Origin of the sequence: Roseococcus sp. YIM B11640, from assembly GCF_049727625.1 — a bacterium.
Classification (GTDB): Bacteria; Pseudomonadota; Alphaproteobacteria; order Acetobacterales; family Acetobacteraceae; genus Roseococcus.
On record NZ_JBBJOZ010000004.1, the window covers coordinates 308,445 to 320,132 of the forward strand.

The 11,688-nt window shown below is 71.7% G+C and carries 10 protein-coding genes; 8 read left to right on the plus strand and 2 right to left on the minus strand.

The features are described from left to right. Positions 1-17 precede the first annotated feature (17 nt). Both WJM96_RS17945 and WJM96_RS17950 read right to left on the minus strand, forming a co-directional pair. Entirely contained in the window at positions 18-1,235 is a 1,218-nt protein-coding gene (locus tag WJM96_RS17945; protein ID WP_424813907.1) for an O-antigen ligase family protein, read from the minus strand. Beyond that, a complete protein-coding gene (locus WJM96_RS17950) occupies positions 1,232-2,626 on the minus strand; it encodes an aspartate aminotransferase family protein (protein WP_424813908.1) in 1,395 nt (464 codons plus the stop codon). Before WJM96_RS17950 ends, WJM96_RS17945 begins: the two co-directional genes overlap by 4 nt. A gap of 104 nt (positions 2,627-2,730) precedes the next feature. On the opposite strand from WJM96_RS17950, the gene WJM96_RS17955 reads away from it, so the two are divergent. The 8 genes from WJM96_RS17955 to WJM96_RS17990 all read left to right on the plus strand — a co-directional run bounded on the left by WJM96_RS17955 (position 2,731) and on the right by WJM96_RS17990 (position 11,670). Beyond that, complete coding sequence (locus WJM96_RS17955; RefSeq protein WP_424813909.1) at positions 2,731-5,019, plus strand: molybdopterin-dependent oxidoreductase; 2,289 nt, start codon at positions 2,731-2,733, stop codon at positions 5,017-5,019. Continuing rightward, positions 5,016-6,413: a PhoX family protein gene (locus WJM96_RS17960; RefSeq protein ID WP_424813910.1), complete on the plus strand. Its 1,398-nt coding sequence runs from the start codon at positions 5,016-5,018 to the stop codon at positions 6,411-6,413. The genes WJM96_RS17955 and WJM96_RS17960 overlap by 4 nt, the downstream gene beginning before the upstream one ends. After that, complete coding sequence (locus tag WJM96_RS17965) at positions 6,413-7,078, plus strand: hypothetical protein (RefSeq protein ID WP_424813911.1); 666 nt, start codon at positions 6,413-6,415, stop codon at positions 7,076-7,078. Before WJM96_RS17960 ends, WJM96_RS17965 begins: the two co-directional genes overlap by 1 nt. 48 nt (positions 7,079-7,126) lie before the next feature. Next, positions 7,127-8,095 (plus strand): Bug family tripartite tricarboxylate transporter substrate binding protein, encoded by a 969-nt coding sequence (locus WJM96_RS17970; RefSeq protein WP_424813912.1) that lies wholly within the window; start codon positions 7,127-7,129, stop codon positions 8,093-8,095. Positions 8,096-8,152: 57 nt separating this feature from the next. After that, on the plus strand, positions 8,153-8,644 hold the full coding sequence (locus tag WJM96_RS17975; RefSeq protein WP_424813913.1) for a nucleoside deaminase: 492 nt from the start codon (positions 8,153-8,155) through the stop codon (positions 8,642-8,644). A gap of 83 nt (positions 8,645-8,727) precedes the next feature. Further along, the gene (locus tag WJM96_RS17980) at positions 8,728-9,864 is read left to right on the plus strand and encodes an acyl-CoA dehydrogenase family protein (protein WP_424813914.1); all 1,137 of its coding nucleotides are present in this window, start codon (positions 8,728-8,730) and stop codon (positions 9,862-9,864) included. Continuing rightward, a complete protein-coding gene (locus tag WJM96_RS17985; protein ID WP_424813915.1) occupies positions 9,864-10,856 on the plus strand; it encodes an acyl-CoA dehydrogenase family protein in 993 nt (330 codons plus the stop codon). The genes WJM96_RS17980 and WJM96_RS17985 overlap by 1 nt, the downstream gene beginning before the upstream one ends. Before the next feature lie 10 nt (positions 10,857-10,866). Next, on the plus strand, positions 10,867-11,670 hold the full coding sequence (locus WJM96_RS17990) for a crotonase/enoyl-CoA hydratase family protein (RefSeq protein WP_424813916.1): 804 nt from the start codon (positions 10,867-10,869) through the stop codon (positions 11,668-11,670). Positions 11,671-11,688: the final 18 nt, after the last annotated feature.

Sequence of the window (11,688 nt, forward strand, 5' to 3'; positions counted from 1 at the left end):
CGGCTATCGCCGCGCGATCAGGCCTCAGGCTGTTTCCCGCGTGAGGCATCGAGCAGGGAGCCGTGCCGACCTGGCAAGGCAGCGGCGACCACCGCCGCCAGCAGCAGGGTCGCCACCCACCAGTATTGCCAGGCCCCGTAGCTCAGCATCGCGATGACGAGGGCCGCCGCGAAGGCGCCGCTCGCCGCGCCGCCGCGGGCCCGGCGCGCCGTCGCGGCCAGCAGCCAGGCGATCAGCGCCGCACCGACCGCGCCAAGCTCCAGCCAGGCCTGGAGCGCGAGGTTGTGCGGATGCAGCGGCAGGAGCTGCGCGCCCGCGAACCAGGCGGATTTCGCGCCCAGCCCGAAGGCGGCCAGCATCGCCATGTCCGGCCCGCCGCTGCCGCCCGGGATGGCGCGGCTCGCCTCCATGCCCCAGCCGAGGATGGGGTGCTCGGCGATGCGGGTCGCGGCGAAGTCCCAGATGAGCAGCCGGTGCGCGGCCGATTCCGGCAGGCGCGCCGCATCGAGCGGGAGCGCGGCGCCCAGCAGCCAGGGCAGGGCGAGCATCGACAGCGCCGCCACCGCCGCCAGCGCCGCCGAAGTCGCGCCCGGGCGCCAGCGGCCCGCGATCCCGGCAGCGAGGCCGGCCAGCACGGCGATCTTCGCGCTGTCGCCCGGCAGCAGGATCACGACCGCGGCCCCGGCCACGGCCATCGCCACGCGCAGCCATCGCGGCAGCGCCGGCGCGAAGACGGCGAGCGGCAGCAGCACGGAGATCACAGAAGCCGCGTTCTTCAGCCCGAAGGAAAGGGTGATGTCCCAGCTCTTCAGCCCGCGCACCGCGGCGCGGAGCGCATTGCCAGTCAGCGCGTCGAAGCCCGCCGCGGCGATGCCGAGCGCGACGCCCAGCGCAACGGCGGGCGCGAGCAGCCGCGAGGGTTCCTCGCGCCGCAGCACCTCGGCCGCGAACCAAGCCAGGATGACCGAAAGGGCAAGACGCAGCGTTGCATCCAGCGCGCGCCCGGCCTCCGGGGCCCAGAGCGCGGAAAGCGCCATCCAGGCCAGCACCGCCAGAAGGGGCCATGCCAGCCCTTCCGGCCGGGCCGGGCGCCAGCCCCGCCACGCGCCCAACCCCGCGCAACCGGCGAAGCCCAGCAGCGCGATGGGCGCCATCACCCGGTTCTGCAGCACCACCGCGAAGGGGGCGATGGCCAGCGCTATGGCCAGCGCCCAAGCGGGGTGCGGGCGGCTCAAACGGCCGCCAGGCTCTCGCGGCGCAGCTGCACCGACAGCTCGTCCACGGCGCGGCCGAAGCGGTCGAGCATGTCGTTCACCTCGTCCGCGGTGATGATGAGCGGCGGCGAGAAGGCGATGCCGTCGCCCGGCAGCACGCGCATGATGAGGCCGTGCTTCTCCGCGATCTTGGAGAAGCGCGGGCCCACCTTGGCGGCGGGGTCGAAGTTGCGGCGCTCGGCCTTGTCGGCCACGAACTCGACGGCGGCGATCATGCCGACGCCGCGGACCTCGCCTACCAGCGGGTGGTCGGCGAAGCGGCTGCGCAGGCCCTGCTGCATCACGGGGCCGACCTTCTGGACATGCTCGACGATCTTGATCTCGTCGTAGATCTTCAGCGTCTCGACCGCGACGGCGGCCGGCACCGGGTGGCCCGAATAGGTGAAGCCATGGCCGAAGGTGCCGACGCTGGAGGAGCCGTCTGCGAGGCCCTGGTAGACGCGGTCATTCACCATCACCGCCGAGATCGGCAGGAAGGAACTGCTGAGCGCCTTGGCGCAGGTCAGGATGTCCGGCTGGATGTCGAAGGTCTGGCAGCCCCAGTAGCTGCCGGTGCGGCCGAAGCCGCAGATGACCTCGTCGGCCACGAAGAAGACGTCATGCTTCTTCAGCACGGCCTGGATCTTCTCGAAATAGGTGGCCGGCGGCACGATCACGCCGCCCGCGCCCATCACGGGCTCGGCCCAGAAGGCCGCGACCGTCTCGGGGCCCTCGCGGACGATCAGGTCGTCCAGCTCCTGCGCCATGCGCGTCGCGAACTGCTCCTCGGTCTCGCCGGGCTTGCCGCCATGGTAGTAGTGCGGGGTCGAGGTGTGCAGGAAGCGGTCGATCGGCAGATCGAACAGCTTGTGGTTCGCGGGCAGGCCGGTCAGCGAGGCCGCGGCCAGGGTGATGCCGTGGTAGCCCTTGATGCGGCCGATGATCTTCTTCTTCTCGGGCCGGCCCACGGCGTTGTTGTAGAACCAGATCATCTTGATCGCGGTGTCGTTCGCCTCGGAGCCCGAGTTGCAGAAGAACACCTTGCTCATCGGGACCGGCGCGCGCTCGATCAGCATCTCGGCCAGGTCGATCGCCGGCTCATGGCTGCGGCCCGTGAAGGCGTGGTAGAAGGGCAGCTGCTTCATCTGCTTCGTGGCGGCGTCCACGAGGCGCTGGTTGTCGAAGCCCAGCGAGGCGCACCAGAGGCCGGCCACCGTCTCGATGTAGGAATTTCCCTGGTCGTCGAAGACGCGCACGCCCTCGCCGCGGGTGATGACGAGCGGACCGTTCTGCTCATGCGCGCGCGCATCCGTGTACGGATGCAGCAGGTTCGCGATGTCACGGGCGGCGTTGGAGTTGCGCGGCGGGGTCATGGCAGCATCATCCTTGGCAGGTCGGGGACAGCTTAGCCCGCGAAGGAAGCCCTTGGAACCCAAGGAGCTTCGCGAGCGGTGGATTTGAGGGCATCTTTCGCCCCATGACCGAGATCAAGCCGCATGCCTCGCATTGGGGTTTCTTCGATGCCGTCACGGAGGGCGGGCGCCTCGTCGCCGTCCGGCCCTTCGCGCAGGACCCGGTTCCCGCGAGCCTGATCGAGGCCGTGCCCGCCACCGTCCACAGCCGGGCGCGCATCGACCGGCCCTATATCCGCAAGGGCTGGCTCGAGGGGCGGCGCTCCGGCCATCTGCGCGGGGGCGATGCGTTCGTGCCCGTGAGCTGGGACCGCGCCATTCGCCTGCTGGCCGAGGAAACGGCCCGCATCCGCGCCGAGCATGGCCACGAGGCGATCTTCGGCGGCTCCTACGGGTGGTCCAGCGCCGGGCGCTTCCACCATGCCAAGAGCCAGCTGCAGCGCTATCTCGGCCTCGGCGGCGGCTACACCTTCTCGGTCAACGCCTATTCCTATGCGACGGCCCAGGCGCTGATGCCGCATATCCTCGGCACCAACGAGGTCTTCCTGGGCCGCATGACGGATTGGGCCGCCGTCGCCCAGAACGCGAAGCTGATGCTGGCCTTCGGCGGTCTCGCAGCCAAGAACGGCTTCGTCTGCTCGGGCGGCGCGGCCAACAGCTACGGCCCCAACATGCGCGCGGCCGTGGCGGCGGGGCTCCGGATCGTCAACATCTCCCCCTATCGCGGCGACACGGAGGAGGCGCTGGGCGCCGAATGGGTGCCCATCCGCCCCGGGACCGACACGGCGATGATGCTGGCGATGATGAACCACATCGTCTCGCTGGGCCGCGAGGACCGGGAGTTCCTGGCCACCCGCTGCACCGGCTGGGAGAAGTTTGCCCCGAGCCTCGCCGGCCGCACGCCCGAATGGGCCGAGGGGATCACCGGCGTTTCCGCCGCGAAGATCCGCGCGCTGGCCGAGGAATGCCTGGCCCGGCCGTCCCTTCTCACCGCCACCTGGTCCCTCCAGCGGGCGGACTATGGCGAGCAGCCCTATTGGGCCCTGGTCGCGCTGGCTTCCGTGCTGGGGAATATCGGCAAGCCGGGGCAGGGGGTGACCTTCGGCTACGGCTCCTCCGGCGGCATCGGCAATCCGCGCAAGGAGCTGCCCGGCCTCTCGCTGCCGGCCGCGCGCAACCCGGTGAACCGCTTCATCCCCGTGGGCCGCATCACGGAGCTGCTGGAACGCCCGGGCGGCACGCTCGAATACAATGGGCGCACCCTGCCGCTGCCAGACATCCGCATGGTCTGCTGGGCCGGCGGCAATCCCTTCCACCATCACCAGGACCTCAACCGCCTGATGCGCGCCTGGGCGAAGCCCGAGACCATCGTGGCGCACGAGCCCTGGTGGACCGGCCTTGCCCGCCATGCCGACATCGTGCTGCCCGCCACCACGACGCTGGAGCGGAACGACATCGCCCATTCCTCGCGCGACCGCTTCGTGCGCGCCATGCACCAGGCCATCCCGCCGCAGGGCCAGGCGCGCAACGACCATGACATCCTGGCCGACCTCGCCGATGCCCTGGGCTTCCGCGCCCGCTTCACCGAGCAGCGCGACGAGGATGCTTGGCTGCGCCACATCTACGGGCGCTGGCAGCAGGCCTGCGCGCGGGTGGGCTTCGAGGCGCCCGATTTCGACCGGTTCTGGGCCGAGGGCCATGTGGAGATGCCGCCCATCGAGAAGGGCGAGGCCTTCACGCAGTTCGCCGACTTCGCCTCCGACCCGGAGGAGCACCCGCTCAACACCCCCTCCGGCAAGGTCGAGATCCATAGCGAGACCGTGGCCGCGCTCGGCTATGCCGACTGCCCGGGCATGCCCGTCTGGCTGGAGCCGCGCGAATGGCTCGGCAAGGCCCAGGCCGGGGAGCTCCATCTGCTGAGCTACCAGCCGCCCACCCGCCTGCATTCGCAACTCGACCCCGGGCCGATCGCGGCACGCGACAAGATCCAGGGCCGCGAGCCGCTGCTGATCCATCCGGAGGACGCCGCCGCGCGCGGCCTCGCCGAGGGGCAGGTGGTGCGCGTCTTCAACGGGCGCGGCGCCTGCCTCGCGGGCGTGCGCTTCGACGACCGGCTGACGCGCGGTGTCGTGCTGCTCGCCACAGGCGCCTGGTTCGACCCGCTGGAGCCCGGCGTGCCCGGCAGCCTTTGCGTGCATGGGAATCCGAACGTGCTGACGCCGGACATCGCGACCTCCAGGCTGACCCAGGGGTTGTCGGCGCAATCCTGCCTTGTGCGCGTGGAAGCCTGGCAGGGGCCGCTGCCCGAGGTGCGCGCCCATGTCCCGCCGATGATCGAGGAGCTTCCGGTTTGATCTTTCGCCGCCATCTTCTGGCTACTCCCGCGCTCCTCCTGCCTGCCGCCGCCCTCGCGCAAACCGCCCCCGCCGTGAAGCAGGACGACTGGGTCGCCCCTGACTATCGGCGCGACATGCTGATCCGCTGGGGCGACCGCGTGACCTTTGATGCCCCGCCCTTCGACCCGGGCCAGGTGGATGCCGAGGGCGCGGGCGCGCAATTCGGCTGGGACGCGCGGATCGCGGCGCTGGTGGTGCCACCCGACGCGGCCGACCGCGTGCCGCGCGGCGTGCTGGCGGTGGCGCATCCTACCGTGAACGCCGCCATGGCCTTCCCCGGCGGCGTGGACCGGCCGGACGTGGCCGTGAACATGCAGGGCGCGAGCCTGCTCAACGTCGAATTGCAGGGCGGGCGCTGGATCGTGGTGGATGGCGGCTTCCAGTCGCGCCGCCTGACCGCCGGCAATCTCTGCCGCGCGAGCGGCCCGCTGGTGGAGCAGTCCGGCAGCGCGCTGCGCGGCCTCCTCGCCGTCACGGGAGGCACCGCGACGCCCTGGGGCACGCTGCTGCTGACCGAGGGCGATGCCGCGCCCTGGCTCTCGCGCATGGCGGGCCTCGGCCGGCCCGAGGCTTTCGGCTGGCTGGTGGAGTTGGATCCGCTCGACCCGCAATCGATTCCGGTGAAGCACACGGCGCTGGGCCGCTTCCCCAAGGCGGATGCGGCGGCGGCGGCCGCGCGGGGCGGGCAGGCGGTGGTCTTCCTCGCGGAGGAGGGACCGGCCGGATACCTGTACCGTTTCGTGTCCTCGGCCCCGGCCTCGGGTGGCAGCGCTCTGGAGGCGGGCAGCCTCGCCGTCGCGCAGTTCCAGGGGGGGCGCCTGAACTGGCTGACGATCCCCGAGGGCGGGCTCGCCAATGTCTCCGAGGCCGCGCGGCAGGCCGGCGGCACGCCCTTCGACGCGCCCTCCGGCCTCGCCTGGGACCCACAATCCGGACGGCTGCACGCCTGCGGCGGCTTCGGTGTCCTGACCCTCACCCCCGATGGCGGCGATCCGGCGAGCAACAGCATGTCCGGCGCGGCGCTCGGTACGGCGGCGCTGGGCCGCATCGCGACGGTCGCGGTGGATGGGCGCGGGCGCCTGCTGCTCGGCACCGATACGAATGGCGTGGTCGGCGCCACCGCGCAGACGCTCTGGCTCGCGGACCGGGGCTCGATGTCCCCGCTCTACGGCGTGGCGCGGGCTGCGGGGATCGGCGGCGCGGCGGTTTCGCCGGACGGGCGCGTCATCTTCACCGTGGCCCGCCGCCCCGGCGCCGAGCGCGGGGCGAGCTTCGACCGTCCCTCGACGCGCTGGCCCCAGTTCGAGCCGGGCGTGCCGCCGCGCAGCGCCCTGATCTCGCTGACCCGCTGATGCGCCTCGCCGGGCCGAAGATTCTCGCGACCATCACGCCCTCGGGCAACACGGTCGTCGAGGCCGTGACCCAGGCGATGCTGCGGGACCGGCCGGACGTGCTGCCCATCTTCTCGCGCATCGCGGTGCATGGCGGCGCGGACCCTTTCCCGGATTGCTACGACCTCGACGGCATGCTCGGCGCGGCGACGCTGCTGAGCCATGCGCGGCCCGGCGTCATCGTCTGGAACGGCAGCAAGGGGGGCGTGATCGGGCTCGACCATGACCGGGACCTCTGCGCCCGCATCGCGGCGGTCACGGGCATCGGGGCCACGACCTCTGCCCTGGCGCTGGAGGCGCGGCTGGCGGCGCGCCCCGTGCGTCTCGGCCTCGTCACGCCCTATAATGACGCCTACCAGCGCCGCCTGCTGGACGCCTTCGCGGCGCGCGGCTGGCAGGTGAGCGCCGAGGACCATCTGGGCCTTTCCGACAACCTCTCCTACGCCGCCGTGCCGCGCGCGGAGATCGCGGCCCAGGCGGCGCGCGTGGCGCCGCATTGCGACGTGCTGCTGGGCTGGTGCACCAACTATCCCGTGCCGCTGCTGGGCACCGAGTTCGGCGGCAAGCCCATATGGGACGCGACCGTGCTGGGCGTCGAGGCCGGCCTCGAGATGATGGCGCCGTAATCCGGCACGCTTCGTGCTGCGCTCCCTCGTTCCCTGGAGGGTTTGCGCATGCGTCGTCGCTTTCTGCCACTCCTCGCGGCATTCGCCTGCCTGCTCGGCGGGCAAGCTTCGGCCCAGAACTGGCCGTCCCGCCCCATCCGCATCGTCGTGACCTTCCCGCCCGGCGGCTCGTCGGACATCGTGGCCCGCGTGCTGGCCGATGCGCTGGGCCCGAAGCTCCATGCGCGCGTCGTGGTGGACAACCGGCCCGGCGCGGGCGGCACGCTCGCTGCCCAGCATGTCGCGGCGCAGCCGGCGGATGGCTACACTCTCATGCTCTCCAACACCGCGCCGGTCGTGACCTCGCCGCCGCTGTACCGCGCGCCGGGCTACGACCCGATGACGTCCTTCACCCACATCTCCTACCTCGGCTCCACGCCGATGGTGGTGGTGACCAACCTCTCTGTGCCCGCGACGGACATGGCCGGGCTGATGGCCTGGATGCGCGCCCAGCCCGCCCCCGTGACCTACGGCACCTCGGGCATCGGCTCGGTGGGACATGTGGTGGGCACGATGTTCACGGCGCAGACGGGCATCCAGCTCAACCACGCGCCCTATCGCGGCTCGCAGCCCATGCAGGCGGATATCCTGGGCGGGTCCATCCTGCTCTCCTTCGACACGCTGCCGGAGAATGTGGAGAACATCCGCGCGAACCGCCTGCGCCCCTATGCCGTGACCTCGCCCGCGCGGCAGCCGAGCGTGCCCGACGTGCCCACGACGGCCGAGGCCGGGCTGCCCAGCCTCGTGGCGCTCAACTGGCTCGGCCTCAGCGGACCCGCGCGGATCCCGACCGCGATCGTGGACCGCCTCCATGCGGAGACGGCCGAGATCCTGCAGACGCCCGCCTTCCAGGAGCGGCTGGCGACGGTGGGCATCGTCTCCGGCCAGATGAGCCAGCCGGATTTCGTCACCTTCGTGCAGAACCAGGTGAACACGGTCGGCGCCACCGTGCGCTCCATGGGCATCACGAACGATTGATTTGCCTTCGCGCCCTCAGACACTGGGCGGGCCGCCAGTTCGTGATAGGCATTCCGCATGACGACCGATGAGGACTTCCTCCGCCGCGCCATCGCCCTCTCGGCGGAAGCCGCCGCGACGCCGGGCAGCGAGCCCTTCGGCGCCATCGTCGTGCGCGATGGCGTGGTGGTGGGCGAGGGGTTCAATCGCTCGGCCGCGAAGCTCGACCCGACCTCGCATGGCGAGACGGAGGCGATCAGGGACGCCTGCGCGAAGCTCGGCACGCTCGACCTCACGGGCTGCACGGTTTTCTCGTCCTGCGAACCGTGCGCGCTCTGTGTCGCCACGATGCGTATCAGCGGCATCGCGCGCGTGGTCTATGCGGCGACGCTGGCCGAGAGCGAGGCCGCTCTGGCGGCCGTGCCGAAGCAGCGCCGCCGCGGCGGCGATGTCAGCGACCTGCGGCGTGTCGCGGGCCTGCCCGTTGCTGAGGGCCCTATCCCCACGCACCGCGCGCTCAAGGCGGAGGCCGTCTCGGTCATCGAGGCCTGGGCCAGCATGTCCCGCTGAACCCTCCCGACCGCTTGGACGGGAGGGGGCTCGCCGGGACCACGGGAGCCGTCTAGCCTGCGCCGCCAGGAGGAAGTTCACGAATGCGTTTTGACCTGCCCGACACACCGCCGGACGCCGGGAAGCTGCGCGCCGAATTGCGCGAGTTCCTGGCCGATGCGGGCCGCGACTGGGCGCCCGGGACCCGCGCGCGCTCCTGGATGGGATTCGACCGCGGCTTCTCGCGCGCCGTGGGCGCGCGCGGATGGATCGGCATGACCTGGCCCCGGCAGTATGGCGGGCATGAGCGCAGCAGCCTCGAGCGCATCGTGGTGCTGGAGGAGATGCTGGCGGCGGGCGCGCCGGTGGGCGCACACTGGATCGGCGACCGGCAGTCCGGCCCGCTCATTCTGCGCCTCGGCACGGAAGAGCAGCGCCAGCGCATCCTGCCCGGCATCGCGCGCGGCGAGCTGGCTTTCTGCATCGGCTTGTCGGAGCCCGATGCGGGAAGCGACCTCGCCGCCCTCCGCACCAAGGCGGACCGCACCAGCGAGGGCTGGGTGCTGAACGGACGCAAGATCTGGACGACCTTCGCGCATAAGAGCGACTACATGATCGCGCTCGTCCGCACCTCGCCGCCGGCCGAGGGCGGATCGCGGCATGCGGGGCTTTCGCAGTTCCTCGTGGACCTCTCGCTGCCGGGCATCACCATCCGCCCCATCCGCGACCTCGCGGGTGAGGATAGCTTCAACGAAGTGACCTTCGACGACGTGAAGCTGAAGCCCGACGACCTTCTGGGGCAGGAAGGCGCGGGCTGGGCGCAGGCGACCTCGGAACTCGGCTTCGAGCGCAGCGGGCCGGATCGCTACCTCTCCTCCTATCCCGCGCTTGCCGCCGGCATCGACGCGCTTCGCGCGGCGCCGCAGCCGGGCGCGGAAGTCACGATTGGCCGCATGGTCGCGCGTCTCGCGACGCTGCGCGGGATGTCGCTCTCCGTCGGCGGCATGCTGGAGCGCGGCGAGTCTCCGCAGGTGGAGGCCGCGCTGGTGAAGGATGCCGGCAACCTCTTCGAGCAGGCGCTGCCCGAGCAACTGCGCGGCCTGCTCGACCCCGGCGATTCCACGCCGGAGCTGCGCGAGATGCTGGGCGTCCTGGCGCAGCTCGCGCCCACCTTCAGCCTGCGCGGCGGTACGCGTGAGATCCTGCGCGGCATCATCGCGCGTGACCTGGGACTTCGTTGATGAGTGAACTGCGTTCGATCCTCGTCGAGCAGGTGGACCGCCTGATCGCCGATGCCGGCGGTGTGGCCGTGCTGCGCCAGGTGGAAGCCGGCGAGTTCCCGGCCGAGCTCTGGGCCGGCCTGGAAGGGCAGGGCCTCGCCCTCGCGCTGGTGCCGGAGGATGCCGGCGGCGTCGGCCTCTCCTGGGGCGATGCGGCGGCGATCTGGCAGGTGCTGGGCCGGCATGGCGCGCCGGCGCCGGTCGCGGAGACCATGCTCGCCGCGGCGCTGCTCGCCAGCGCGGGCATTGAGGTGCCCGAGGGTCCGCTCGGCCTCGCCTGCGGCACGGGACCCGTGCCCTACGGGCGCCATGTGAAGCGCATCGCGCTGCTGGAGGGCACGACCGTCGCCCTGCACGAGGTGGGCGAGGCGTCGGCCACCGAGAATCTCGGCCGCGAGCCGCGCGACCGTGTCGTGCCCGGCCCGCGTATCGCGCGCGGCATCCTGCCCAACAGTTTCGGCCCGCGCGCGGGGCTGCTCGGCCGCGCGCTCATCCGTTCGGCGATCATCGCGGGCGCGCTGGAGCGCGTGCTGGCGCTAACGGTGGAATGGGCTAATACGCGCAAGCAGTTCGGCCGGCCCATCGGCAAGTTCCAGGCGATCCAGCAGCAGCTCGCGGCCATGGCGGGCGAGGTGGCGGCGGTCGCCGTTGCCGTGAACCAGGCCGCCCGCGCGGCCGACGCGCATGGCCTGGCGGGTGCTGCCTTCGAGATCGGCTGCGCCAAGGTGGTGGCGGGCGAGGCCGCGACCATGGGCGCCGCCACCGCCCACCAGGTCTTCGCCGCCATCGGCATCACCGAGGAACATGAGCTGCATCACTTCACCCGCCGACTCTGGTCCTGGCGGGAGGAGGGCGGCACCGAGCGCTTCTGGGCCGCCGAGCTGGGCCGTGGCGCTCTCTCCCGCAACGGTTCGGAGCTCTGGCCGGGCATCACGGCCCGCGACCCCCAATAAGGACACGATCATGGCTGATTTTCTGAAGATCGAGCAGGACGGCCCGGTCGTCACCATCACGCTCAACGCGCCCGAGCGGCGCAACGCCATCTCCAGCTTCGCCGATTGCGACGAGGTGGAGGACGCCTGCCGCCGCATCTCGCGCGACGACAGCCTGCGCTGCGTGATCGTGACCGGCGCCGACCCGGCTTTCTGCGCCGGCGGCGACCTCAAGGGCATGCGCGACCGCACCGGCATCATGGCCGCCCAGAGCGCGGCCGAGATGCGCGAGAATTACCGCCGCGGCATCCAGCGCATCCCGCTGGCGCTATGGGAGCTGGACCTGCCGACCATCGCGGCCATCAACGGCCCGGCGATCGGCGCGGGCCTCGACCTCGCCTGCATGTGCGACATGCGGATCGCGAGCGAGAAGGCCATCTTCGCCGAGAGCTTCGTGCGCGTGGGCATCGTCCCTGGCGATGGCGGCGCCTGGCTGCTGCCGCGCGCCGTCGGCCTCGCCATGGCGGCCGAGATGTCCTTCACCGGCGATCCGCTCAATGCCGAGCAGGGGCTGGCGGCGAAGCTCGTCTCCCGCGTCGTGCCGCATGCCGAGCTGATGGGCGCGGCGAAGGAGCTCGCGGCGCGCGTCGCCAAGAACCCGCCGCAGGTGCTGCGCATGACCAAGCGCCTGCTGCGCGAAGGCCAGCACATGTCGCTCGCCTCGCTGCTGGAGATGTCCGCCGCCTACCAGGCCATCGCGCAGGAGACGGAGGACCACAAGGAGGCGGTGAACGCCATGCTGGAGAAGCGGCAGGCTGTCTTCCACGGAAGGTAGGGTCGCAACCCAGTAGCG